Annotated in this window: 16 protein-coding genes and 1 pseudogene; 9 read left to right on the forward strand and 8 right to left on the reverse strand. The window is 66.1% G+C overall.

Features of this window, described 5'->3' with window-relative positions; genetic code table 11:
* Positions 1 to 83: 83 nt before the first annotated feature.
* Positions 84 to 1121 (reverse strand): sigma-70 family RNA polymerase sigma factor, encoded by a 1038-nt coding sequence (locus tag ACLBW1_RS03345; protein ID WP_447810076.1) that lies wholly within the window; start codon positions 1119 to 1121, stop codon positions 84 to 86.
* Between the two features lie 157 nt (positions 1122 to 1278).
* On the opposite strand from ACLBW1_RS03345, the gene ACLBW1_RS03350 reads away from it, so the two are divergent.
* Both ACLBW1_RS03350 and ACLBW1_RS03355 read left to right on the forward strand, forming a co-directional pair.
* Entirely contained in the window at positions 1279 to 2046 is a 768-nt protein-coding gene (locus ACLBW1_RS03350; protein WP_447810077.1) for an alpha/beta fold hydrolase, read from the forward strand.
* A gap of 267 nt (positions 2047 to 2313) precedes the next feature.
* Positions 2314 to 3792, forward strand: a complete 1479-nt coding sequence (locus ACLBW1_RS03355) for a DUF222 domain-containing protein (RefSeq protein ID WP_447810078.1) — start codon at positions 2314 to 2316, stop codon at positions 3790 to 3792.
* Between the two features lie 201 nt (positions 3793 to 3993).
* Here ACLBW1_RS03355 and ACLBW1_RS03360 read toward each other — a convergent pair whose 3' ends face one another.
* A complete protein-coding gene (locus ACLBW1_RS03360; RefSeq protein WP_447810079.1) occupies positions 3994 to 4683 on the reverse strand; it encodes a TetR/AcrR family transcriptional regulator in 690 nt (229 codons plus the stop codon).
* Positions 4684 to 4764: 81 nt separating this feature from the next.
* On the opposite strand from ACLBW1_RS03360, the gene ACLBW1_RS03365 reads away from it, so the two are divergent.
* Positions 4765 to 5910: an FAD-dependent oxidoreductase gene (locus ACLBW1_RS03365; protein WP_447810080.1), complete on the forward strand. Its 1146-nt coding sequence runs from the start codon at positions 4765 to 4767 to the stop codon at positions 5908 to 5910.
* A gap of 3 nt (positions 5911 to 5913) precedes the next feature.
* On the opposite strand, the gene ACLBW1_RS03370 is transcribed toward ACLBW1_RS03365, so the two are convergent.
* From ACLBW1_RS03370 to ACLBW1_RS03380, 3 genes are all read right to left on the reverse strand, one after another.
* A complete protein-coding gene (locus ACLBW1_RS03370; RefSeq protein WP_447810081.1) occupies positions 5914 to 7128 on the reverse strand; it encodes an SfnB family sulfur acquisition oxidoreductase in 1215 nt (404 codons plus the stop codon).
* Between the two features lie 2 nt (positions 7129 to 7130).
* Entirely contained in the window at positions 7131 to 8237 is a 1107-nt protein-coding gene (gene sfnG / locus ACLBW1_RS03375; RefSeq protein ID WP_447810082.1) for a dimethylsulfone monooxygenase SfnG, read from the reverse strand.
* Positions 8238 to 8303: 66 nt separating this feature from the next.
* Complete coding sequence (locus ACLBW1_RS03380; RefSeq protein ID WP_447810083.1) at positions 8304 to 9482, reverse strand: LLM class flavin-dependent oxidoreductase; 1179 nt, start codon at positions 9480 to 9482, stop codon at positions 8304 to 8306.
* 359 nt (positions 9483 to 9841) lie between these two features.
* Between ACLBW1_RS03380 and ACLBW1_RS03385 the strand changes: the two genes are divergently transcribed.
* On the forward strand, positions 9842 to 11182 hold the full coding sequence (locus ACLBW1_RS03385) for an ROK family transcriptional regulator (RefSeq protein ID WP_447810084.1): 1341 nt from the start codon (positions 9842 to 9844) through the stop codon (positions 11180 to 11182).
* On the opposite strand, the gene ACLBW1_RS03390 is transcribed toward ACLBW1_RS03385, so the two are convergent.
* From ACLBW1_RS03390 to ACLBW1_RS03400, 3 genes are all read right to left on the reverse strand, one after another.
* A complete protein-coding gene (locus ACLBW1_RS03390) occupies positions 11172 to 12443 on the reverse strand; it encodes an MFS transporter (RefSeq protein WP_447810085.1) in 1272 nt (423 codons plus the stop codon). The two genes, ACLBW1_RS03385 and ACLBW1_RS03390, sit on opposite strands and share 11 nt — an antisense overlap.
* A 117-nt stretch (positions 12444 to 12560) precedes the next feature.
* The gene (locus ACLBW1_RS03395) at positions 12561 to 13409 is read right to left on the reverse strand and encodes an ABC transporter permease (RefSeq protein WP_447810087.1); all 849 of its coding nucleotides are present in this window, start codon (positions 13407 to 13409) and stop codon (positions 12561 to 12563) included.
* Entirely contained in the window at positions 13406 to 14419 is a 1014-nt protein-coding gene (locus ACLBW1_RS03400) for an ATP-binding cassette domain-containing protein (protein WP_447810088.1), read from the reverse strand. Before ACLBW1_RS03400 ends, ACLBW1_RS03395 begins: the two co-directional genes overlap by 4 nt.
* A 3113-nt stretch (positions 14420 to 17532) precedes the next feature.
* Between ACLBW1_RS03400 and ACLBW1_RS03405 the strand changes: the two genes are divergently transcribed.
* From ACLBW1_RS03405 to ACLBW1_RS03425, 5 genes and pseudogenes are all read left to right on the forward strand, one after another.
* A complete protein-coding gene (locus tag ACLBW1_RS03405) occupies positions 17533 to 18591 on the forward strand; it encodes a hypothetical protein (protein ID WP_447810089.1) in 1059 nt (352 codons plus the stop codon).
* A 99-nt stretch (positions 18592 to 18690) separates the two neighbouring features.
* Positions 18691 to 19281, forward strand: a complete 591-nt coding sequence (locus tag ACLBW1_RS03410) for a hypothetical protein (RefSeq protein ID WP_447810090.1) — start codon at positions 18691 to 18693, stop codon at positions 19279 to 19281.
* A 173-nt stretch (positions 19282 to 19454) separates the two neighbouring features.
* Positions 19455 to 19793: pseudogene (locus tag ACLBW1_RS03415) on the forward strand (VWA domain-containing protein); the annotation flags it as partial.
* A 525-nt stretch (positions 19794 to 20318) separates the two neighbouring features.
* Positions 20319 to 22076 carry a hypothetical protein gene (locus ACLBW1_RS03420; protein WP_447811194.1) on the forward strand — a complete coding sequence of 586 codons (1758 nt, stop codon included), beginning with the start codon at positions 20319 to 20321 and terminating at the stop codon, positions 22074 to 22076.
* A gap of 80 nt (positions 22077 to 22156) precedes the next feature.
* On the forward strand, positions 22157 to 25717 hold the full coding sequence (locus tag ACLBW1_RS03425; RefSeq protein ID WP_447810091.1) for a tubulin-like doman-containing protein: 3561 nt from the start codon (positions 22157 to 22159) through the stop codon (positions 25715 to 25717).

A 25717-nucleotide genomic window follows, 5' to 3' on the forward strand; every position in this document is an offset into this window, starting at 1 on the left:
TGGCGTCGTGCGCATCCGGCCAAAGGCTGATCCGCGGCGATCTCGCGTCGACGTCACCTCAGCCCAGTGGTCGGGTGCGGGCGTCAGCCGTGTGCCGCGGTGGCCGGGAGGCCGAAGCGGGCGAACTCGGCCACCAGGTCGCCGGCGAAGAACGCCACCACGTGGCGCACCGAGCCGTCGGCGGCGAGATCGAGCACCTGCAGCTGGAACGGCCGATGCACCCCGTCGTCGCCGATCATGTAGAGCCCGAACGCCGGCTGCCCGCCGTTGGCGGTGGTCGGCAGCAGGATCTGATCGCCGGCCTTCTCGGCCGGGCAGTTGCCGCGGATGAGCTTGCCGATCTGCTCGCCACCGAGGTACCAGCCGGTGAACGGCGGCATCTCCCAGATGGAGGAGTCGGTGAACAGCGACACGATGGCGTCGACGTCGTAGTCCTGGAACGCGGCCACGTAGCGGTCGAGGGTCTGCCGCTTCGTCGTCTCGTCCAGCTCGACCACCGAGTCGCGCTCGGGGGCAATTTCTTTGAGCTGTGCGCGAGCCCGCTGCAGCAGGCTGTTCACGGTGGCGACCGTGAGCCCGAGGGTGTCGGCCACCTCGGCGGCGCGCCAGGCGAGCACGTCGCGCAGGATCAGGACGGCGCGCTGTCGTTCGGGCAGGTGCTGCAGCGAGGCGATGAACGCGAGCCGGATCGATTCGCGCGACCCCACGACCTGGGCCGGGTCGGCCGATTCGGGCGGCGCTGCGGTGTCGTCGGCATAGGGCTCGAGCCACGGGACCTCGTGGTCCTGCAGCAGCGGGGCCTCGGGATCGTAGGCGTCGCCGCCCAGGCCGCTGGGCAACGGTCGTCGCTTCTTGCTCTCCAGGGCGGTGAGGCAGGTGTTGGTGGCGATCTTGTGCAGCCAGGTGCGCACCGACGCCCGCTGGTCGTAACCGGCGTACCCACGCCAGGCCCGGATGTAGGTCTCCTGCAGCAGGTCCTCGGCGTCGTGGTGGCTGCCCATCATGCGGTAGCAGTGCGCCATGATCTCGCGACGATACGGCTCGATGATCTCGAGGAACTCGCGATCGGTCACCGTCTGCGCGGGTGTCTTCGCTGCCGGCGCGGTGGGCTGGGCTGTCATGCGTGTCAGGGTACGAAGTATCGGACAGCCGCGCAGGAGTTATGGCGCCGGAAACCGGCGTGCATTGCACGTTCCTGGAGGTCGAATTCTGAGTCGTCCACGTCTGAAGACGTCGACAACATGCGGTTGGATTGTGTCCGTGGCTCACAACCCCGTCATGACCCGAGGATCCGGTGTTCCGGTGCTGCTGATGCACGGGTGGGCCGTCGACCACCGGATCATGCTGCCGCTCGACGAGTCGTTCGCCTCGCACGCTCGTGGTTGGCGTCGGATCTATGTGGATCTGCCCGGATTCGGGAGCTCGGTGGACGGCGCGTCGTCGATGACCTCTGCCGACGACATCGCCGCGGACCTCGACGACGTGATCGACCGTGAGATCGGCGACCGTCCCTTCGCCGTGGTGGGCAGCTCGTTCGGCGCCGGTCTCGCGAGACGTCTCGCGGCGCGTCGCCGGGACCACATTCTCGGGGTGGCGATGCTGTGTCCGACCGCCGAGCCGATCGCGTCGCGCCGACTCCCCGTGGCCCGGTCGGTCGAGGTCGATGAAGCGCTCCTCGCGGGGCTCGACGACTCCGATCGTGATCAGTTCACCGCGGTCACCACTCGGCAGACCGCCGACGTGTGGCATCGGTTCGAGCGCTACGTGCTTCCCGGTCTGCGCGCGGCCGACCGCGATCTGCTCGAACGTGTCCGCCCGGCGCTGTCGCAGTCACCGGAGACGGCGGGCCCGCCGTACCTCGGTCCGGTCCTGATGATGTTGGGGCGCAACGACACCGTCGTCGGCTGGCGCGACCAACTGGAGCTCGCCGAGCACTACCCGAACGCGACCGTCGCCGTCGTCGACCGCTGCGGCCACAACGTCCACCTCGAGTATCCCGACCTCACCCACCACCACCTCCACGCCTGGCTCGACGCAATGCGCTGAGAATGTGTAAGTGGTGCTGACTGTGCGGAAAGCGGTCGGTGGTGCTGACTGTGCGGAAACGGCCGTCGAGTGTGCTCGCCGCACGACGTGAGCCAACAGCGCAGCGACGCACACTCGGCGACCGGCTTCCGCACAGTCAGCGGTAGTAGAACGCAACCACCCACCCGAAATACACCAGCTTTCAACAACTTTCACTGAAATCAACCACGCACCCCTCGAACATCCGTGCTAGTATGAACGTACAGAACCTGGGGAGGGGGCAGGCCGATGAACGACATCCAGTCGGATTACGCTGCCCTGGAACAGATTGTGGATAGAATCCTCATCGCTGACTCTTCCTCGTGCACCGAGGAGGAGGTCGCGGATCTCGCCGTCCGCAACGAGCGCATCGCCCGCCAGTTGGAGGCCGCCGGCAACAAGCGGATCCTCGAGGTGTCCGATCGCGACGCCCACCGTGTCGTCGGATGTGTGAACCTGGCCGAGTTCCTGAGGACGACACTGCGGGTGACGCAACCGAAGAAGCGTCTGAAAGAGGTGCAGGCCCTGGAACCGATGCACGCCATGACCGGAGAGAAGCTGCCACCGGCGTGCCCGAACACCGCTCGGGAGTTGGCGGCTGGTTCGATCGGCCCCGACCATGTCCACGCAGTCCTCGATGTCATGGCCAAGATCCCGACCGCGGTCGAGCCCGAGCACCGGGCGTTCGCAGAGCAAACCCTCGCCGAGTTCGCGACCACACTGACACCGAAAGAGATCACCGCCGCCGGTACGCGGATCCTGGCGCATCTCGATCCTGACGGGACGCTCACCGACGACCGCGACCGGGCGAGGAATCGGAAACTGAACCTCGGTTGCCAGGACTCGCAGTTGATGTCGAAACTCACCGCGACCCTCGATCCGATCACCCGCGCGCTGTTCGATGTCGTACTCGCGAAATGGGCCGCACCGGGGATGAACAACCCCGACGATGACCAGTCCCCGAAGGGCGATCACGGCGATGCCCATCCGGAGCTGCTGAAACAAGCAGCAGATCGGGACTGCCGGTCGCAGTCCCAACGCAACCACGACGCGCTCACAGCTCTGCTCGATGCCGCGGTCAACGGTGGGTTGCTCGGCGGCTCACATCGAGGGTTGCCGCCGCAGATCATCGTCTCCATCACCGACGCACAGCTGCGTGAGCACGCCGGCGTCGCACGCACCACCACCGGGTGTGATCTCCCGATCAGTGGCGTTGTGAAGCTCGCCGCCGACGCCCAGACGCATCTCGCGGTGTTCAGCGACGTCACCGGCGAGCCCTTGTTCTTCGGCCGGACCCGCCGGTTGGCGTCGCACGCGCAACGGCTGATGGCCTTCGCGCAATACCGCGGCTGCAGCAAAGACGACTGCGGCGTCGCCTTCGCCCACACCGAAATGCACCACGCCGAACAGGATTGGGCTGACGGTGGACTCACCGACTCTCGGCACCTAGCACCAGCGTGCGGGCCGCATAATCGGGCCGTCGGGATCGAACCGCATCAATGGTCGACGGAGAAGATCACCGACGGCCCAGACAAGGGACGCTACGGCTGGCGACGCAACACCGACCCACCCGACCAACTCCGCGCCAATCACCTGCACCGGATCGACGAACTCCTCGAACGCCACCTTCGAGGTGACGACCGATCGTGCCCCGAGCAGCTGGAACCAACGCCGGTACGCACGCTCGACATCACCTGGCCCCGACACCCGCTGTACCCCGCTGCCTAGCGGAGGGCTGCGTTCTACCGCCGCTGACTGTGCGGAAAGCCGTCGCCGAATGTGCGTTGTTCGCGTCTCGGCTCACGTCGCGCTGTGAGCACATTCGACTCGGCTTTCCACACACTCAGCTCTACCGACTCGACCCTGCACACACTCAGCCGTACCGACTCGCGCTCTCCACCCACTCGGCAGTACCGCCTTTCCGCACGGTCAGCAGTTCCTTCGGCGTGACTCTATGCCAGTGAGGATGAGGTCGAGGCCTGCTAGGAATTGGTCGCGGTCGTCGTGATCGCGGAGTTCGGCGGCCATCTGGCGGACGAACGGGAACTCGGCGGGATCGAGGTCGGCCCACCGATCGGACATTGCGGCGAGCTGCGTCGCCCGGTCACCCAGATGCGTACGGGTGCGCGCGGTCTGGGCGTTCTCGGCGTTTTGGCCCGCGACACCCAGAACGTAGTTGACCAACGCCGACGTCGCATCGAACGCATCCCGGGGCGACACGGCGCCGAGGGCCACCACTCGACTCCCGATGCTTTCGAAGAAGCTCATCAGCGACCGCTGGCCGGCCTCCCTCGGCAGTTGCCCCCCGACCCACGGGTGCGCGTCGATCGCGTCGAACATCCCGACCGCGACGGTGCGAACAGCCTGCGCCGGATCGGCCTCGTCGACAACCGACGACACGACCGGTTCGACGATGACCGCCGTCGCCGCGCCCAGCAGCTCGTCCTTGTTCGCCACATGGTGATAGATCGCGCCCGCGCCGGTGTGCAAGCGCGTCGCCAGAGCGCGAAACGTGAGACCCGCGGCGCCGTCCCGGTCGAGGATCGCGACCGCCTCGTCCACGATGCGGTTTGTCGACAACGCATCGCTGCGGCGCCCGGCCCGCTCACTCGGTGACATGAGGCCATCTTGACATTCATGGAACGCCGTTCCAAGCTGCACGAAGATGGAACACCGTTCCATAACAGCGAGGAGAGACCCATGACCACGAACGTCACGATCATCGGTGCTGGCCTGGGCGGCCTGGTCCTGGCGCGGGTCCTGCACATCCACGGCATTGCCTCGACGATCTACGAGGCCGAACCGTCGGCGACGGCCCGCACCCAGGGCGGCCAGCTCGACATCCACGAACACGACGGACAGGTCGCACTCGCAGCCGCCGGACTCACCGACGAGTTCCGCGCGATCATCCACGAGGGCGGTGAGGCCATGCGGATACTCGACCGACACGGATCGCTCCTGTACAAGGACGTCGACGACGGCACCGGCGGACGACCCGAGGTGCTGCGCGGCGATCTGCGCCGCATCCTCATCGAGTCGCTGCCCGCCGACTCGATCCGGTGGGGCGCGAAAGTTGTTCGTGCCCTCGCGCTCGGCGAAGGACGTCACCGGGTGGTGTTCGACGACGGGTCGACGACAGAGACCGACCTGCTCGTGGGCGCGGATGGCGCCTGGTCGAGGGTGCGGCCGCTGCTGTCGGATGCGCTACCGCAGTACTCGGGCATCACGCTGGTCGAGACCTACCTGCACGACGTCGCCGAGAAACACCCGGAGGCGGCCGACCTAGTCGGCAACGGCGCGATGTTCGCACTCGCCCCCGGACGGTCGATCTCGGTGCACCGCGAAGCCGGCGCAGTGCTTCACGCTTATGCCGCGCTGGTCGAGCCGCTCGAATGGTCCGACGGACTCGACGTCGCCGACCCCGCCGGCATGAACAGGGTCGTGGCCGGTTTCACCGACTGGGCTCCGGGGCTGACAGCGCTCATCACCGACCACGACGCGACACCCGTTCTCCGCCCCATCCCCGGCCTGCCCGTCGGACACGAGTGGTCACCGCGGTCGGGGGTGACCCTCGTCGGGGACGCCGCGCACCTGATGCCGCCGGCCGGCGACGGTGCGAACCTCGCGATGATCGACGGTGCCGACCTGGGCCTGGCGATCGCGGCACATCCCGACGACCTCGACGCAGCGGTCGCCACCTACGAGCAGACCATGTTCCCGCGCAGTCGGGCCGCCGCGGAGGACTCGGCCACGATGCAGGAGCTGCTGTACGGCGATCGCGCACCGGAGTCGCTCGTCGAGTTCTTCACCGGCGCGCAGTCGAATGCGTCGACCGCGGACCGATAGCGGTCAGACCGTGGCGTGCAGTGGTGGCGGCGTTCCACGTAGGACGAAGCGGCCGATGTGCTGGTACTTCCAGCGGACGGGGTCGTGCAGGGTGTGGGTACGGGCGTTGCGCCAGAAGTGCGACAGGTTGAGTTCGTCGACAGCACTGCGGGTTCCGCTCACCTCGAACAGCGCTGACGACACCTCGGTCGCTGCCCGATCCGACACGATCTTCGCCGTCGCGACGGCCGTGGAGGCCTCGGCGGCGAGCAGTCGGGGGTCATCAGATGAGGTGATGGTGGCGTCGACCGCACGGGCCGCGGCGTCGAGTGTTGCCTCGGCGGTCGACACGAGCACCGAGAGTTCACCGAAGCGCTGCACCAGCAGCGGGTCGTCGATGGCGTTGTCGACCCCGGCCTCGAACCACGGGCGCGACTCGTTCCGGACGAAATCGACTGCGGCGTAGAGTGCGCCGGCGGCGATACCGGTGTCGATGGCCGCGTGGATCAGCTGCGAAAACGCCCCGTAGCCGGCGGGAACCTCCACCGCAGGCGTGCGCGGAACCAGGTCGTCGGCGGCGACCGCGACGGAGGTGAACCGTGCGGTCCCGCTGCCGGTGGTGCGCTGTCCGATGCCGTTCCAGTCGTCGACGAGTTCGACTCCCTCGGCCTCAGGGGAGACGAACACGACGTACTCGCCGGGCTTGTGGTCGCCGTCGGCCTCGTCGAGGCGGGCCAGCACGGCCAGGCGTGTGGCGAACAGCGTTCCCGTGCAATAGAACTTCTCGCCGTCGAGCCGGAAGACGGCGCCGTCACGTGTGATGCGGGTGTCGACACCGTCGGCGAATGCAGTCGCCCGCTCGGCCTGGGCATTGGCGACCCGGCCGCCGGCGAGCACGTGCGAGAAGTGTCGCGCCTTCTGCTCGTCCGTCCCGGCGAGGCGGAGCAGGTTGAGATTGGTGAAGTGGCTGTGCGGGATCTGCGCCACGTTCGGGTCGGCCGCGGCGAGGATCCGGACCACCTCGGCCACCGTCGACGGCGGTAGATCGGGCCCGCCGAACGACGAGGGAACGGTGATCGCGAGCAGTCCCGACGCCGACAACGCCTCGATCTCGGCGTGGGGCAGCTGCCGCTCCCGGTCGCGCTCCGCCGCGCCCGGACCGAAACGCGCGGCCAGACAGCGAGCGGAATCGACTGCCTGGGTGTGCGTCTCGATACGGGCGGCGACGGATGCGGTCATGACTAGGCCGAGACCTTCTCGGCGGCCTCGAGCTCGCGGACCAGCGGGAGAACCTTCTCGCCGAAGTACTCGATCTCTTCCTGGAAGTGCAGGAAGCCACCGAGGATGAGATCGACGCCGAGCTTCTTGTAGGCGACGATGCGCTCGGCGATCTGCTCCGGGGTGCCGATCAGCTGTGTCTTGAAGCCGTCGTTGTACTGCACGAGGTCCTCGAACTTCGAGTCGGCCCACATGCCCTTGCCATCCGAGGTCGACTTCCCGGCCTGCTGCACCGAGTCCTTGAAGCCCTCCACCGCAGGCTTGTTCGCCTTCTCGATGATCTCGCGCAGGGTGTCGCGGGCTTCCTTCTCGGTGTCGCGGGCGATGATGAACCCGTTGAGACCGAACTTCGTCTCGCGGTTGTGCGCCTGCGCGACCGAGCGGAGATCCTCGATCTGCTCGGTGACGCCGTCGAAGTCCTTGCCGTTGGAGAAGTACCAGTCGGCGAACTGGCCACCGTTGCGACGGGCCGCGCTGGAGTTGCCGCCCTGGAACAGCTCAGGGTTGGGGCGCTCAGGGGTGTTGAGCGGCTTGGGCTTCAGCGTGAAGTCACGGATCCGGTAGAAGTCGCCGGCGTACTCCACGTTGTCCTCGGTCCAGATCTTGCGGATCACCTCGAGGAACTCGGCGCTACGGCGGTAACGCTCGTCGTGCTCGAGCCACGGCTCGCCGAGCGCCTTGAACTCACCGGCGAACCAGCCCGAGACCACGTTGATCGCGAAGCGACCGTTCGAGATGTGGTCGGCGGTGGCACCGAACTTGGCGAGCACGGCCGGATGCCACAGGCCGGGGTGGATGGCCGCGATCACCTTCAGCTTCTCGGTCGCGCCGAGAAGCGCGAGGCTGAACGAGGTCGACTCGTGCTGGAACTCCGCGCCGTAGGAGGCCATGTAGCGCACCTGCGACAGGGCGTACTCGAACCCGACACGTTCCGCGGTCTGGGCCAGCTTCTTGTTGTACTCGAATTCCCAGTTGGTCCGCTGCTCGATGTCGCTGGTGACCAGGCCACCGCTCACGTTGGGGACCCAGTAGGCGAACTTCAGTTCGTCGGCGATCTTCTCGGTGCTCATCTCATGACTTTCGTGTTCGGTTGCTGATCTGATTCGGTCGGTGGTCTGGTGGGTTCGGGACGGGTGTCAGGATGCGCCGGCGCGCTCCAGGGTCGGGAGGAACGCCCCGCCGACGGGTTCCGTGATGGCGGTGCCCCCGTCGATGAGACCACGCCGCGCGAGTGCCGGACGCACACCCTCTCCCACGTGGTAGGCCTCCTCGAGGTGCGGGTAGCCCGACAACACGAAGTGGTCGAGGCCGAGATCGGCGTACTCCGCGATCCGATCCGCGACCTCTTCGTACGACCCGACGATGGCGGTGCCGGCACCGCCACGCACGAGCCCCACGCCGCTCCACACGTTCGGGTGGATCTCGAGCGCGCGGGCGTCGCCACCGGCGACGAACCCCGATCCGCCGCCGTGGAGCTCGCGCATGCGCTGCTGTCCCACCGACTCCGACCGCGCCAGGGCCGCCTGTGCGTCGGCGACGATCGCGGGGTCGAGGGCGCCGAGCAGGCGGTCCGCCTCGGCCCACGCCGCCTCGGAGGTCTCCCGTGCGATCACGTGGAATCGGATCCCGAAGTCGACGGTGCGACCGGTGGCGGCGGTGAGGTCGCGGATCCAGTCGAGCTTGCGCCCCACCGCGGCGGGCGGCTCACCCCACGTGAGGTAGGTGTCCGCGTGTCCGGCGGCGACGGTCCCCGCGGCCGGTGACGATCCGCCGAAGAAGATCGGTGGCAGCGGATCCGGGCGCCGCGCGAGGGTCGCGCCCTCGACCCGAATGTGCTTGCCGTTGAACGTCAACGGCTCGTCCGAGGTCCACAGGTGTCGGACGATGTGCAGGAACTCGCCGGACCGCTCGTAGCGCGCGTCCTTCGAGAGGAAGTCGCCGAAGGCGCGCTGTTCGGCCGATTCGCCACCGGTCACCACATTGAGCAGCAGCCGCCCACCCGATTGACGCTGCAGCGTGGCGGCCATCTGCGCGGCGAGTGTCGGACTCGTGAGGCCGGGCCGCAGCGCCACCAGGAACTTCAGGGTCTCGGTCGATTCGACGAGCATCGCCACCGACAGCCACGCGTCCTCGCACCACAGGCCGGTCGGGGTGAGGACCGATTCGAAGCCGTTGATCTCCGCGGCCCCGGCGAGCTGACGCAGGTACCGGAGGTCTGCGGGCCGGTCGCCCGACATCGCGGCGCCGTGGCCACCCGCCATCAGGTTCCGCGAATCGCCGTATGTCGGCAGGAACCAGTGGAGATGTAGGGACACGGTGTCCTCTCTGGGAGATACGGGCCGGAAGTGAAGGGTCCGAGCCCGAGCGTGTTCGTGGACGAGGTCGCGCTCCAGTCTCGCCGTGCACCCATCGACGGGTAGGGGTTGGAATCGCGATGATCGAAACGGCGTGGTGCGGCTGCCTTTGCCGTGGTCGGCGGCTCTTGCTAGATTGCGCTCATGCCGAGCACGACGTCGTACATCCCGGAGGTCACCTACGTGATCACCGCGTTGGGCTGCCGTCTGCCGTTCGCACGTCTTCTCTGTCGCACGAATCTCTGACCTCTTTTCAGACATTCGTTCTCCACATCCACGCAGTTCACGCGCGGTGTGGCACATTCGACGAGGACACCTTCATGACCGCTTCACTCGATCAACTCTCGACCCGTACCCGGCGTCCGGCGCAGTCCCGCACCCGGCTGTCCGGCCCCCGACCCGGTAGTGGTTCCCGTCCGCTGGCGATCGGCGTCGCCGACGGGCCCCTCACCGGCCAATCGCTGCGAACCAGGACCCCGACCATCCACATCGCGACCCCTCAACTCCAGCTGTCGACACGACCGTCGGCCGTGGTGTTGCGGACCGCGCGACTGCAGGGCCCCATCTTCCGAGACGACGCCGCGGCAGGGTCGGGGTTGTCCATCTCGACGGTGAACCGGCAGGTCAGCGCCCTGCTGAAGGCTGGCTTGGTGCGCGAACGCGCCGATCTGGCCCCCGCCGGCGCCATCGGACGCCCCCGTCTGCCGTTCGAGGTCAACGTCGCCGACTTCCTCACCGTCGGCATCCACATCGGACTCAAGGTCACCTCCATCACGACCCACGACCTGCTGCACCGCGTCGTCGGCGCGATCCAGATACCGACCCCCGCCGGCGACAACCCCGAACAGACCCTCACCGCGATCGGCCTGTCGGCGCGTCGCTTCGCCTCCCGGTGGCCGTCGCAGCGACTCCTGTGGACCGGAGTCGCCATCGGTGGCCGCGTCGCCGAGGGCGGCTTCGTCGACCATCCGCGACTGGGGTGGACCGGCGCGCCCGTCGGCCCTGTGCTCTCGCAGACCATCGGATTGCCGGTGTCGGTCGCCTCGCATGTCGAGGCCATGGCCGCCGCCGAACTGCTGGTCAACCCGCAGCAGTCGCTGGGCACCGACGAGCCGGGCAGCTTCCTGTACTTCTACGCCCGCGAGATGGTGGGCATCGCGTTCACCGTCGGCGGCACGGTCTACACCCCGAGCGCCGGCCCGCCGGTGATCGGGCATTTCCCGAGCGGACCCACCACGCTCCTCGACCCGCGCCGGACCGGCACCCTCGAGGCGTCGGCGAGCGACACCGGGGTGGTCGACGCGGCTCGGGCCGCCGGACTCACCGTGGAGTCCATCGACGACGTCCACGCCGCGGCCGCCGCGGGCGACGAGACCGCGTCGGCGATCCTGCTCGAACGCGCCGAGGTCCTCGGTCGCGCGGTGTCGCTCATCGCCGACATCTTCAACCCCGACCACGTGATCCTCGGTGGTCAGGCCTTCACCGACGCACCGTCGACACTGCCCGCGGTGGCCCGCGCCGTGCGGGCGACCCCGGCGGCGAGCAACCGCGACGTCCGTGTGACGCGCGCGGGTGCCGGTGTGCAGCAGCAGGCCGCCGGCGCGGTGTCCCTCGACGCGATTTACAGCGACCCGCTGGGAGCGCTCGCCCTCACCGCGTGAGACCCGGGGCAGCTACCGGTTCGGTCTCGCTCGTGAAGTCGATCGCGGTGGCCTGCGTGCCCACCAGGGTGAGCACGGCCACCGCGACCGCGGCGATCGCCACGGTCACCGACAACGCCATCGGGTAGCCCCACCGCTCGGAGAGGTGTTGCTGGATCGGCAGGTTGAGCGCGGCGATCACGTTGCCGAGCTGGTAGGTGACGCCGGGGTAGAAGCCGCGGATCGCGTTCGGCGACATCTCCGACAGGTGCGCGGGCACCGACGCCCAGGCACCCTGCGTGGCGGCCTGGATGAGGAACGAACCGAGACACAGCATCCCGGCGGTGGTCGAGTAGGCGAAGATCGGGATGATCGGTAGCGTCAACACCGCCCCCACCAGAATCGCGCCCTTGCGTCCGATCCGGTCCGACGCCCAGCCGAGGACGAAGCCGCCGATGATCGCGCCGACGTTGTAGACCACGGCGATCCACGTGGCGGTCGTCGCGTCGAGACCCGCGCCGCGGTTCTCGTCGGATTTCAGGAACGTCGGGTAGAGGTCCTGGGTCCCGTGCGACAGGAAGTTGAACGCGGCCATGAGTATCACGAGGAACACGAAGCGCCGCAACACCTTCGGATTCAGGAACACGGTGCGCACCGAGGTCTTGTTCTTCTCGAGCAGCGCCTTGGTGTTCACCCACACCTCGGACTCGCGGACGTTCAGTCGGATGATGAGGCTCACGAACGCGGGCAGGATCGACAGAGCGAAGAGATACCGCCAGCTCAGCCCGAGCCACGAGTTCACCACCAGGAAGGCGACCGACGCCAGCAGGTAGCCGCCCGCGTACCCGCCCTGCAGGATCCCGGAGAAGAATCCCCGACGATGCGCGGGCACCTTCTCCATCGACAGCGCTGCCCCGAGCCCCCACTCGCCACCCATCCCGATGCCGTACAGCAGTCGTAACACGAACAGCACCCAGTAGTTCGGGGCGAAGGCGCACAGGAAGCCGATGACCGAGTACAGGCACACGTCGACGATCAGCGGTGTCCGGCGACCGATCTTGTCGGCCCAGATCCCGAACAGATACGCCCCGACCGGACGCATCACCAGGGTCACCGTGGTGAGGTAGGCCATCTTGTCGAGGGAGACACCGAAGTCGTCGGCGATCTCCTTGTAGACCAACACCAGGATGAAGTAGTCGAACGCATCCATCATCCAGCCGAGATAGCTCGCCGCGAAGGCCGAGCGTTGGTCGGTGTCGAGTCGCTCGCCGGCTGGTCGCATGCGTGAGTGTCCGTCCCGTCGCCATGGTGTCCGTGGCTAACGGCTTACCCCAGCGTGATGCGAAACACCAGACAGCACAACGGTTCAGACCGGATTACGCGCTATGTCCGAAATGGATCAGTCGACGGTGCGCTTGTTGTAGGCGCGCAGCGCGAACGGCGCGAGGATCGCGGTGAGGCCGATGGTCCACAGTACGGTCGCGAGCGCCGGGTGGTGCAGCGGCAGCTGCGCCGACGGGGCGGCGGCGGGTCCGTTGCCCCACAGTTCGCGCATCGCCTGCACCAGCGACGAGATCGGGTTCCACTCGGCGATCACGCGCAGCCAGGTCGGCATCGGCCCGGTCGGCACGAAGGTGTTGGCCAGGAACGTGATCGGGAACAACGCGGTGAACATCACGCCGTTGACCGCCTCGACCGACCGCATCAGCGAGCCGACGAGGATACCGAACCAGATCATCGCGAAACCGAAGAGCAGGATCAGCGCGAACGCGAGGATGGCATCGCCGAAGCCGCCGCGGATGCGCCATCCGATGAGCAGACCGGTCACGGCCATGACCGCGATGCCGATCGACGAGTGCATGAGGCTCGCGATACTGCGTCCGATCAGTACCGACGACCGCGCGATGGGCAGCGACCGGAAGCGGTCGATGATGCCCTTCTCGAGGTCGGAGGTGATGCCGGTGGCCACCACGAACGCCGAGAACACGATCGTCTGGCCCATGATGCCGGGCAGCAGGAACTCGCGGTAGGAGACGCCGCCGGTGTCGGTGATGGACGCACCGAACACGAACGCGAACAGCAGCACGAACATGATCGGCTGGATGGTCACGTCGGAGAGCATCTCCGGCATGCGCTTGGTGTGGATCAGGTTGCGCTTGACCATGATCCACGACTGCTGCGCGAGGTTGGTGTCGCGGATCTCGGGACGGGCGATGACGACGGTGGGTGCGGGGGCGGTGGTGGTCATACCGAAGTCTCCTGAGCTCGGGTCTCCTGTGCGGAGGTGGGATCGGTGTCGGCGTTGCCGTCGTCGGTGGTGTGGCCGGTGAGCGAGAGGAACACGTCGTCGAGGCTGGGACGTGACAACCCGATGTCGTCGACGGCGATGCCGCTCTCGGTGAACCAGCCGATCACCCGGTTGAGGTCGGCCAGGCCGTCGGCGGGGGCGGTGAGGCGGCGGGCGCCGAGATCGACGAACACCTCGCCACCGGTCTTGCGCAGCAATCCCTCGGCCGCGCCGATGTCGTCGGCGTGCGACACCGTGAGCACCAGGCTGGCCTGACCGGCCTGCTCCTTGAGCTGCAGCGGCGAACCCTCGGCGATGATGCGGCCCTTGTCGATGACCACGATGTTGTCGGCGAGTTGGTCGGCCTCCTCGAGGTACTGCGTGGTCAACAGCAGTGTGGTGCCCTGCTTGACCAACGCGCGCAACACATCCCACAGTTCGGAGCGGCTGCGCGGGTCGAGTCCGGTGGTCGGTTCGTCGAGGAACAGGACCGGGGGAGCCGCGAGCAGGCTGACAGCGAGGTCGATGCGACGACGCATGCCGCCCGAGTACCCCTTGACCGGCCGGTCGGCGGCATCGGTGAGCGAGAACTGCTCGAGCAGCTGATCACCGATGGCCTTGAGCTGCTTGCGGCCGATGCCGTAGAGCCCGCCGATCATCATGATGTTCTCGCGGCCGGTGAGGATCTCGTCGACCGTGGCGGCCTGACCGGTGAGTCCCATGGCGCGACGGATCTGCTTGGGCTCGCTGACCACGTCGTATCCGGCGATGCGTGCGGTCCCGCTGGTGGGCGGGGTGAGTGTCGTCATCATGCGGACGGTGGTGGTCTTGCCGGCGCCGTTCGGGCCCAGCAGACCCAGGACGGTGCCCTCGGGCACGGTGAAGCTCACCCCGTCGACTGCGGTGTGGTCGCCGAACTTCTTGACGAGGTCGATCGCCTCGATGGCGGGCGCGGAGGTGGGTGCGGACATGGGTGTCAAGGTAGCGGTCGAGTCCGACATATCGCCATCGGATTTGCGGGTCGTCACCTCGGGTGCAGGGGGCATGGGAACGGGCTCCTCGGGAGATCGGGCGTGATGGTCGCGGTTGCGTCGGCGGATGGCACTGGGGATGCAGGGGTTGACCGACGCGGTACGCGGAACTCATCGGTGATGTCGTCGGAAACGTGCGAAATCCGGCGGTATCGTCGGTACGCGCTCGCCGTAGTTTCCGGGGAAGGCTGGGAACAGATACAGCGCCCGTCCGCGTCCGGCCAGCGCGTGAAGTGCGGATAGACCGGCAAGGCCTCCGTCCTACGTCTCGCCGTCGATCGGTGCGCGGCGCTTATGTTCTTTTGCGTGCCCGCAGTCCGCGCAGCGGATCCAGCTCGACGGCAAAGCTCGGCCCGGCCGCATCAGCAGGGGAGCCGTTCAACACAACAGGTCCGCACTGGCACTTTGCCAAGTTCAGCACCGTCCCCGCCACGGGTCGAAGGCCGACGGTGGCTGAAAGTCGGTGATCGGGAAAAGCCAACGCTGGGTGGACTCGCCGTACAGCATCTCTTATCGAATCGGCTTTCGGTGAGCGCGTTGACCTTCGCGAATTGTCCTTACGCCTTTCGAATTGAGAATTAGGGCTGTACTGAAACATCAATTTCTCTGGTCGGGATGTCAACGCAGTTTGCGCCCTCGCTTATCCAGCCAGGTTTGCGTCTGTTGCAACCCCACGTCACACCTTATGATCGCGGATCATCGGCACTTCAAATTTACGCCTCTTCCGATCACTTCGACGAACGTTCGGGTATCTCAATCAGTCGTCACCCGCCTCTCGCTTACAAAGATCCGCGATTTTCGTACCCCGTAGCGAAGGGAAGCAGGACCTATGCGGCTGAGACCCACTTCGGTTGTGCGACCAGGCGCCCGCCCACGTACAGAAGGCCAGTCTGAATCAGCCGTTCGAACTACACGGTAAGCGCAAATCGACCGCTAGACTTTTCGCGTCAACCTCTCTTGATCTCTTCGGAGAAAGTGGGTCAATGTCCACCTCAAAGGGCCAAAGGGCTTGTACGTTCATTATCGCCTTGCTTGCCTCGAGCTCTCTTGCATTTTCGGCACCGGCGACTGCCAACGCCGCGCAATCAAATCTTAGTCAGACGAACCAGATTACTCCCTGGTGTGCAAAGAACATTTGGGGCAACAGCTGGCTGGCCTCAGCTAGTCCTGATGACGCTCTTAATCCGTATACATGGAGATGTAGATACGGAACCTCGTCACGTGGCATGGACATGAATGCCGTATGCCGAACCTACTACGGTTCGCGCGCCGTCGCTGTGGTGACCAATCAAAGGTGGGCGTGGTCGTGGGCCTGCCGATACTGATTGCTTGAAAGACCGCCCAACGATTTCGCATATTCTGAAAGTGCGCCGCGACACAGCCCACCCATCACGTACGTGGCGGCCGTGTCCAGCCGCTGGGCCCAGTCCCTGGGCACGTTGTGAACGGAGCTGCGCTCGGTGAGTGATTTGCCGCAGATCCGGTGGTTGGTCAGTGGTGCTTCTGGATGTGAATCCAGGCCTGCGATACGTCGTTGCTCGCTTCTCGCCGCTGAGAAGCGCCCGCGCGCAGACCCATTCCGCAGCCAGGGCGCGATTCAGTCGTTTTAACTCACTCTCGGTCTGCGGTGGTCCTTCATTCTACGGAGCGTAGTCTTCTTGACGCAGCGATCAGCGGCGGTTGTGTCCCGGTCAGGACTAGTTCCCGATCTTCGGTGTCGATCGTTCCACCCCGTGTGACGTACCGAAGGCGGATGACGATGCTGTTAGGGGTCGCCGGTGTCGAGTTCACCAGGCTGACCGAATCGATCGTCTTCCAGAAATTCAGGTAGCCGCTCCATGAGATCTCTGATTGATAAGCCGCTGTCAAGTGAGACCAAGTCGTCTGTAGGTCCGAAGGCAGAGATGCGTAATGACGCCGAGCGAATTGGGTCATCTCTTCGAACGAGGGCTTGGTTGTCTCGGCTTTCGACGGGGCTGGCGAGAACGGAACGGACTGCAGGGGTGTCGTGACCGATGTCGGCGCGGGCGCAGCAATGATGGTCTGGGTCCTCGTGACCATTACTGACCTCGTCGCCGGCTGCGAGGCTGACATAGGAGGCTCTTCATCGACGAGGGTGAGCGCAATTGCGATCGCCCCGACACATACGGTGATGCCGACGGACCACCACAGTCGGTGGTGAGAGCGCCGTCGCCCATTTGGCTCGGGCGAGACACCGGGTGGATGCGGGAAGATCGGGGCCCGATGTGGTGGATGGGTGCCGCGCCGCTCAGGTGCCCCGTTCTCGTGAGACATCACCTCAGCACCCGACCTCAGGCTCGACACCGGAACCGGGCGGTGTCAATGCTGCCTCCGCGGGCCTGGTGGGAACTCAGGCAACGACGCTACGGGCACAACGGAGCTCACTTTCGAATGTGATCTGCAATCCTCGGACTGGTTTCAAAGGGAACCCCAGGCGAAGGTCTCAGCGGGACTGACTGCCGATGGCATTGATCAAACCCCAGACCATCCCCGTAGCCAACCGGGTGAGGACGGTTGTCGTCTGAACATACCAATACGCATCTTCAACAGTCCTCGACCACTTCTCGGTCCCAGCGGTTGCCCTAATGTTGCGAGTCTGTGCTGTCGCACTCCGAACGGAGGCACTGTTTGAAGTCGGTCAAGTCCTTCCCTCCGTCTGTGATGCGGTCGTGTTCGTTGGTGATTTCACCGGTCGGGCTTCTGGGTCGCCGCACCCGCCGCGGTACACGCGATCGTTGTGATGGGTGACTTATTCACGATGAACGCACTGATCGCGACCGACTTCCGGGAACGAGGTGATAGTCAGTCCTGGGTCGGGTATCGCGACATTCTGTGCGGTTCCGGGCCAACAGGCAGCCATCCCGGGTTACCCGGTCTCTCTAGTGGGAGATCCGATCAGACGGCCCACCACAGTGAACTCTCGCTTCGTGCGTGGCGGTCTAGCAGGACCCACACCCGCCAACCAACCAGCGAACCAGATCATCTGCTGCCTCGACATGACGACGCGCATCGCCCGGAGGAGGATTAGAATAGTGGCCGACGCACCGCCGCCCGACTTCTCGGGCCGCAACCCCGACAACACATCGACCTACGCCCAGCCTGTGTTCCCCGGTCGTCCACTTCCCCCACCATCTGATGACAGCGGATCCCCCGGCCGTAAGAAGAGGGGGCTGATCATCGGCGGCTGTTCGGTCGTCGCGATCATCGCGGCCGTCGCTCTGGGACTTGCCGCCGTCGGCGACGAGGGTGGCCCAAAGGTGGCGGCGCTCAGCGCCTCTGCCGCGGGACCGGGAACGTCCGCCAATCCCTCAGAGGCGAACTGTGATCAGGTGCAGCTGTCGCCGGCGAATGTCCGGGGCGATGGCGACACGTTGGTGGCCGAGGTCGAGTTCAAGGGTCCCTGCAGCGAAGCGGTGCTTGCTAGTTCTGAAGTCCCGATCGTCATGCGCGACGGGCCGCTCATCGTGGGCGCCGCGGTCTTCGACTTCTCGAACACGCCGCTGTCGGTCTCGCGCACTGGTGGCACCGCACAGCTACGCTTCGGTCCGGACCAGCACTGGGCACTCCCGTCGTCGGTCACTGCAAGCGATCTGCAGGTCTCTTTCGGAAGCGCGGTCGAGGTCGACGCTGACGCGTCCACGTCAGGGTCATCGGCGGCCGATCCGGTGTCGGCGAGTTCCTTTTTGCCCGAGGGGGTCGACGTGCAGGGGGTCGCTGCGGAGGCGCTCCAACGTCTGCGGCAGGAGGACCGGATCTCCGTGGATCAAGATGCCGCGGAGCGGTGGGTTCCCCAGCTCAGTTCTAAGCAACCGGGTCTCGACGCCGAAGGTCGCATCTGGACGAACGTCGACATCCTGCGCGAGCAGTTCGAGCTTCGTGCCCGCTACCCGCAGACGCGGATCGTGTGGACCGATGACTGGTCCGCATTCGATCTACGCGGGTGGTGGGTCGCCATCGTCGCGCAACCCTCCTCCTCGCCGGACGAGGTCCTCGACTGGTGCGTTGCCCAACGTCTTGACCGCGACCACTGCATCGCGAAGAGACTGGCGCGCCAGGGAGGCTCGGCCGGCACGACAGTCCTCCAGAAATGACCGCGGTCCCGAACGCTGTGCCGTGTCGTTTGATCGTATGACTCATGCCGAGGCGCAGTGCGTTGTGGCGGACGGCGTCCTATTCTCACTCTTGCCGAGATGCGAAACCGCATCTGCCGCATAGAACTCAGCGAAGGAACGTATTTGCCGCCGCCATCGAACCCCTTCGACTTCAGCGACTATGGTTCCGGTGGATCTGGCGGTGTCAGAGAACCGCAGCAAGCGGCTGACGGCCGCCTCGCGAACTCGGACGACCCCTTGGGGCTTGGCGGGCCGCCGGACCTGACGGCACCTTCCGGACTGCGCCCCGACCTCGGCGGATCGGGAGCTTCCAGCTCGTTCGACATCGGGTTCGGTCATGCCCCGGCGTATCAACCGGACGCTGGCACCGCGTCCGGTCCACCGGTGGTCTGGTGCGTAATGGCGCTAGTCGCGGCCCTGGTCGGCATCGCGCTGGCGATCGTTGGGTGGAACGAAGGCCTGATCGCGACAATCGGTTGGGTGGCGACCGGCCCGGTTGCGATCGGGTTTCTCGCTCGGCACACGATCGTCGACACCTCTCGCAGCACCAACATCTTCTACTCGCGTCCTGCTTGGTCGGGTCCCTCGTACTACGGGACCCTCGTCTGCGCGATGGCCGGAGTCGCTTTGTGCGCGTGGCCGATCGCGCAGTGGGTGGCGCGCGCATGAGCCGGCACAGTCGTGCCGGGAATCTGCTCTGTGTGGCAATCCTGGCCGTTCTCGGACAGGCGTTCATGTTCTCGTCGACGGCGGCGGCAGCCCCCGAGGAGACTCAACCAGGAAACGCCGTCTCCAATTACGGAGCGTGTCTAGCCGGGAAGAAGTCCGGCGACCTGCTCCTGATGATCGACCAGTCCGCGAGTCTGCAGCGATCGGATCCGTCCGCTGCGCGTGTCCTTGCGGCGAACAACCTGCTGGACAGGCTCGTCCAGTCAAGTAGGGACAGTGGGATCACCGTCGACGTCGCGGTCGCGGCGTTCGCATCCGACTTTCAACCCGTTCGCCAATGGACCGCGCTGAACGGTGAGTCCGCACCCGCGGTCACCTCTACCGTGGACACGTTCCGTGCCCGCAACGGCGGACCGGACACTGACTACTGGACCGCCCTGACCAAAGCCGAGGCGTTCTTGGCCGAACACCGACCGGAGGGAGGCGGGAATCGCTGTCAGGCGATCGCCTGGTTCACCGACGGCAAGCTTGAGTTCACACCCCGCCCGGGTCTCACTCGCCCCTTCGCGCCAGGGGAGGTCCTGGACACGCGAGCTGCTGCCGACGGCGCTGTGTCCCGTGCGATCGAGTCCATCTGTCGACCGGGTGGCGTTGCCGACCAGTTGCGATCCTCGGGTGTCGTGACTTTCGGGATCGGTCTGGCCGCGGGCGGAACGACTCAGTCGGATTTCGACACGATGCGATCCATCGTCACGGGTGAGCCGCGGGGGACGAACGAGTGCGGTGGCGTCGCGTCGCCGAGGCCGGGTGAGTTCTTCCTGGCGCAGGACATAGACGATCTGCTCTTCGCCTTCGACACCCTTGGTACGCCCGGACAGGCCCCGCTTTCGACAGCAGAAGGTGTCTGTGTCGGTCGCGTGTGTGACACGGCACGACATCAGTTCGTGCTCGATGACTCGGTCAAGGACGTGAGCATCCTCGCGTCGGCGGACCGCCCGAGTCTTGAGCCGTTTCTCGTCGGGCCCAGCGGAGCGGCCGTGAGCCTGGGCAAGCGCGATCCGGTCGGCCGCGGAGCGACCCCTCTCGACGGAGCGCAGGTCGACTACCAGTGGAAATCCGACCGCACCGTCAACGTGACGATGGCCAAGTCCAGTGGTGCCTGGGCCGGACCGTGGGCAGTCGTCTTCGTGGCACCGGTGGATTCACCGCCTTCCATCCGCTCGAAGACCAACATCCACATCTCCGGTGGACTCCTCCCGTTCTGGTCGGACACGAAGGCGCTCCATGCCGGGGAGAAGACTTCCGTCACGTTCGGCGTAGCGGCCGGCGACGGATCGACGGTGTCACCGGCGGAGATCCTCGGTACCGCCTCCCTCACCTCAGAACTGATCACGGCCGAGGGGCGATCGATCGCAACGACAGCTTCACAGGACAAGCGAGCAATCGGGACACCGGTCGCGCTCGACCTCTCGCGGGCGGTGCCCGGTCAGGCCTCGCTGAGGCTTACCCTCGCCGTGACGACGGCGGACGCACGCCTCCCTGACGGCCGGCCGGTGCCTGGAACCGTGCTCACGCCGCGTGTGGTCGATGTTCCGCTGACCGTCGCGGCGCCAGAGGGATACCCCACGGTGGGCAGTTCGATCGACTTCGGTCGCCACGAGGGTGCAGGTCGGTGGGATCAGAAGGTGCCGGTGTCCGGTTCGGGGTGTGTCTGGATCGATGCCCCCGAGAAAGCGGTGCTACGCGGGGTCCCCGATGGGGTCGGCGCCGTGACGGTATCGTCCTCGGCGGTGTCGCGGGACACCTGCGTGAAGGTGTCGCCTGGTGCCACCGCACTCCTGCCGGTGTCCGTCAGTACACAGCAGTCGACGAACGGAACGCTTAACGGATCCGTGACCGTCATGCTGGCGCCGGACGGTGCTGGGGAGCCGGTCGCGCAGCGGGTGGACTTCACCGCCCAGCTCACGAACCCTCTGAACCAGCCACTGTTCGTGGGGGCACTGATCGTCACACTTGTGGTGGGCATCGGGTTGCCGTTCCTGTTCCTATACCTGGCGAAGTGGTGGACGGCGAAGATCCCTGGCGATCCCTTGGTGTTCGACGAGATCGCGATCTCGGTCGTCGACGGCATGGTGCTACGGGACGGAGCGCCCTTCACCCTGCAAGAGCAGGACCTCGTGACCCCGGTGACGGGCCTTGGGCGCGGTTCGCGGCGCGTCACGGTCGGATCGCTGGAGCTGCGGACCCACTCCGGACTCACCCCGTTCGGCGCGGGATACGTTCTCGTGGGGAAGAGCTCGCTTCTGAGCGGGTCGTCGGCGACGCCGTCGTCGGTGAAGTCTCCGCCGCGCGCTCGGCTGGGCCTCGCAATCCACAACTCTTGGATCGTTGTGGTTGATCCCGCGGGACCGGCCGATGGGGCACGCCTCGTCCTCCTCGTGGGCGGACTGACATCGCAGGATCAGCGAGAAAAGCTGGTGGAGGACATGTGTAATCGCGCACCCGGCGTCATCGCGGATCTGCGCAGCACCGCGACTGGTCTAGCGACCGATGCCGGACCGGAGTCGACACCTTTCGGGGCCGAATCTGGTGCCCGCCCAGGGACTGATCCCTTCGGGCCCGCCGGCTTCTCGGATGCGTCCCCGTTCGGGGTCGCGCCGACGCAGTCGGCGTCACCCGGCCCTGGTCCTTCCCTGGGCTCCTCAGCGCAGGGCAGCGATGGCAGTGCGGCTTCCGGCGGATTCGCGGACGCCCCCGACCCTTTCGGATCGTCTGATCCGTTCGATCCACGCTGATGTCAAACCTACAGGCGGCGAGAGGATGCCAAGGTATCCGATATGTCTGCGGTAGAAGAACTTTCGAGAGGTTGTAGACAATGAGGCGCTTTCTGATCGTGGGATGCGGCGGCTCCGGCGGCGCGACCCTGGCATACATGATGGACCAGTTGCGTTCCGATCTCGCAGCACATGGGGTCGACAGGCTCCCGGCCGGTTGGCAGTTCGTGCAGATCGACGTCCCTAGTGGCTCGGGCGGTGGACCCGAGGGGGTTTCCGGGCTCGAAGAGCAGGGCGGCAGCTACCTCGGAACCGGTCCCCAGGGAACGAGCTTTGCGATGCTCGACAGCGCGCTCAGTCAGCGGCTCGGTTCCACGCGGGCGCTCGACGCCACCGCGACCTGGGCCCCGCGGGACCCTGCTTCGGTCCCGATCCCCATCTCGGCAGGTGCAGGCCAGTATCGCGCGATCGGTCGCCTGATCACATTGAACAAGTCGAACGAGGTGTACGCGAAGCTCCAGGACTGCTGGGCCGTTCTCAACCACGACTCGACTCGTGCCGAGATGATGGAGCTCGAGAGTCGGGGTGTTCCTGGCCTCGGCGACTTCAATCCGAACCATGACCCGCTCGTACTAGTCATCTCGTCGATGGCGGGCGGTGCCGGCGCATCCATGGCACTGGACGTGTGTCGACTCCTCACTCTCGTCGACGGCGTCAACCCGAAGCTCATGGGTGTTTTCATGGTCACACCGGACATCTTCGACAGCCTGCCCGCGGCCGCTCGTACGGGCGTGCGGGCGAACGCGCTCGCGATGCTCGGTGAGATCGTGGCGAGCCAGACCGGTGCCGCCCAGCAGCACGACGAGCACACCTTGTCGACGCTGGGACTGTCGAGGGGACGTGGGGAGGTGATCCCGTTCGCACGGGTGTTTCCGGTCGGGCGAAAAGTCGGCGCCGAGGGCGCGATCTTCGGCGATGGCACACAGAACGTCGTGTATCGCGGTCTCGCAAGGGGTCTCGCGGGCCTCATGATCAGTGGTTCCGCGACTCAGCAGTTCGTCGAGTTCGATCTCGGCAACACGGGCTCGCCGGCGGGTAACCAGGATTACCTGGGTTGGGGGACGCAGATCTGGGACACGCTCCCCTGGGGCTCCTACGGGTTCTCGAGTCTGAGTATGGGACGCGACCGCTATGCGGAGTACTCCGCCCAGCGACTTGCCCGTGGATGTGTAGACAAGCTGTTGCGAGGGCATCTTCAGCCGGGGAACACGGCGTCGTCGGTTGAGCAGGCGACGTCGCTTCTCGACAGCCAGTGGACGAATGTCCTCTCTCGAGCCGGACTTCCCGTCGCTGCCGCCGGTGGGCCGACTGTGGGGCAGTGGCTCGCCACCGCTGCGATGGACCGGACCGTCGTGGATCGCACTGTGGCAGGCGTCGTCGACACCCAGCTCCGACCATTTCTGCCGCAGCCCGCGGGTATGACGGCCTCGCAGTGGGTGCCCATGCTGCGCCACGGGGTTGCAATGCGTCGTGAGGCCATGAACCAAGCGGTCCAGGCGGCTGCGTACGAATGGGCTTTTCAATGGCACCAGGACCTCGCGTCTCGCATCACCGACGTCGTCGGTGACGCGATCGCGACTTCCGGCCTCCCATATGCGATCGCCGTCGCCGAGCGTCTGCGTTCGTACCTGACCGATGTCGTGATGTCCTCCACCGCGGACCTGACGTCTCACGCGGACTCCGACATCTCGGCGATCCCAAGCACCATCGAACCCGCTCTCGGAATGCTCAAGAAGTCGATCCCCAACGGTCCCCAGATCCTGGAGAACCTCCTTGGTGGTTACCCAACCGCCGTCCGCATGCACCTCCTCGCTCGAGCTGCGGGCCATGTGAGCACCGCATCGGGCGCCATTGCTACCGAGGTGCTCGGCCCTCTGGTGGACGCGTTGAGCGAATCTCAACGACTCCTCGAACAAAAGTCGGTCGAGCAGGTTCGCGACCTCGGGCTGGCTCGATTGTCGACGGATCAGATCCCCGCGTGGCCCTCCGACTCGGACGAGCGGGTGCATGCTCGCTTCGCCGAGGCGAACAACGAGGTCCTCCTCACGAGCTCCGCACACTTCAAGGGCCAGTACGAGATCTCTGACCTGCCGAGGTCGGTGGCAGTGGAGGCGACCGTCCCGCCGTTCGTCGACGCGGTCCGCACGGCGAGTCGTCAGGTAATCTCCGGACTCTGGCCGACGACTGGAGGACTTCGGCCGCCCGGCGGCCTCATCGAGACGACCGCGCTGTGGCGGTCGAAGGCGTTCACCCTCGATCCATTCAGCGGCGATCCCCGGCAGCCGTCGCTCGCCCGGTACGACGTCCACTGTCGGCCGGCCGAACTTCTCTCGCGCGCTAGGGAGTTCGTGGCGCGACCCGGCGAGTCGTTCGCCAAGTTCGTGGGTGTTTCGCTCCGGGAGTACGTGACCGGTGCCGACGGTGCGCCGGAGTCGGAGATGACAGGACGGCGCGACGCAGTGTCGGTCAGGTTCACCGAGGCGCTCTCACTCGCGCGGCCACTGGCCACCGTGAGTGACGAGGCGCTGGGTGTCTTGCACGGCACGCAGCTGCAATACAGGTACAAGTTCTCGGCTGTCCCGTTCGGTGGTCATGCGCTCGGCGATGAGCTGCTTCGACTCGTCGAGAGCAATCCACGCAACGACGGACCCACCAAGGGGAATCTCGAGCGCTCCCTCTGTGACGAGACCGGCATCCGGAAGATCGACATCTTCGGCTCCTACCCGAACTACTCGCCGCTGGCCTTCTCGTCGGTCTTGAAGCCGGTCGCCGAGCAGTGGTCGCAAACCGCCGAACAGGGGCGAGAGTCGTTCTGGCGCTGGCGCCGCGCCCGACCGCTCGAAGCGGCGCTTCCGATGACCGACGTCGAACGTCGCACCATGACCGCGGGATGGTTTCTCGGTCAGATCATCGGGAGGATCGGCATCCCCGACGCTCCATATGACAAGCCTGTGCAGGTCTGGGACGGCTCGGCCGGGAGGTGGCTGGACTTCCCGCACCCGCTCCTCACCCCGCCGCGACGCTTCCTCGCGGCCTACGACTGGTTGCCAGCTGTGATGGAGAGTGTGCTCATCGCGATCGCCTATTCGCATCAGTCGCCGGCGATGAGTTCACTCCTGCCCTATCAGACACTTCGAGGGCTCTACGACGACGCGTCGAACGAGCCCAGTTCGGGACTTCTCGAGAAGTCCGCTGTCTCGTCGCTCGCCGGTTGGTTGCGAACGGGCCGCACGGACAGCGGGCGTCCTTCGCGGGTAAGCGCGGCGGAAGCCGAGACCACGCCACAGGGACGAGCTGCTGCAGTTCAGGCCTGGCTGTCGGGAATCGGCGCGTTGGCACGTGACAACTTCGTCCGGGAGGGGGTGCTGGGTTCCTCGGGGACAGGACAGTTCGCACACATCGATTCGCGGCACGTTGCGTCGTCTACACCGATCTTCCGTGATCTCGCACCGGATGTGCTCTGGGCGACGACTGAACTGTCCGGTGTGGTCGAGCGGGCGCTGGAACTCGCCACGACGCTTGAGCACTCGGCGAATGTCGTCGGCAGTGGCGGCTCGGGAAGGCCCGACGACATCTCGGTCCCGCAGGGCGGGACATTCTGA

The sequence above is a fragment of the Williamsia sp. M5A3_1d genome, from assembly GCF_053345315.1.

Bases quoted from the DNA above. Each gene is read 5' to 3' on its own strand.
- ACLBW1_RS03345 (WP_447810076.1), bottom strand. From the start codon at position 1,121: ATGACAGCCCAGCCCACCGCGCCGGCAGCGAAGACACCCGCGCAGACG.
- ACLBW1_RS03350 (WP_447810077.1), top strand. From the start codon at position 1,279: ATGACCCGAGGATCCGGTGTTCCGGTGCTGCTGATGCACGGGTGGGCC.
- ACLBW1_RS03355 (WP_447810078.1), top strand. From the start codon at position 2,314: ATGAACGACATCCAGTCGGATTACGCTGCCCTGGAACAGATTGTGGAT.
- ACLBW1_RS03360 (WP_447810079.1), bottom strand. From the start codon at position 4,683: ATGTCACCGAGTGAGCGGGCCGGGCGCCGCAGCGATGCGTTGTCGACA.
- ACLBW1_RS03365 (WP_447810080.1), top strand. From the start codon at position 4,765: ATGACCACGAACGTCACGATCATCGGTGCTGGCCTGGGCGGCCTGGTC.
- ACLBW1_RS03370 (WP_447810081.1), bottom strand. From the start codon at position 7,128: ATGACCGCATCCGTCGCCGCCCGTATCGAGACGCACACCCAGGCAGTC.
- sfnG (WP_447810082.1), bottom strand. From the start codon at position 8,237: ATGAGCACCGAGAAGATCGCCGACGAACTGAAGTTCGCCTACTGGGTC.
- ACLBW1_RS03385 (WP_447810084.1), top strand. From the start codon at position 9,842: ATGACCGCTTCACTCGATCAACTCTCGACCCGTACCCGGCGTCCGGCG.
- ACLBW1_RS03390 (WP_447810085.1), bottom strand. From the start codon at position 12,443: ATGCGACCAGCCGGCGAGCGACTCGACACCGACCAACGCTCGGCCTTC.
- ACLBW1_RS03395 (WP_447810087.1), bottom strand. From the start codon at position 13,409: ATGACCACCACCGCCCCCGCACCCACCGTCGTCATCGCCCGTCCCGAG.
- ACLBW1_RS03400 (WP_447810088.1), bottom strand. From the start codon at position 14,419: ATGTCCGCACCCACCTCCGCGCCCGCCATCGAGGCGATCGACCTCGTC.
- ACLBW1_RS03410 (WP_447810090.1), top strand. From the start codon at position 18,691: ATGCGAAACCGCATCTGCCGCATAGAACTCAGCGAAGGAACGTATTTG.
- ACLBW1_RS03425 (WP_447810091.1), top strand. From the start codon at position 22,157: ATGAGGCGCTTTCTGATCGTGGGATGCGGCGGCTCCGGCGGCGCGACC.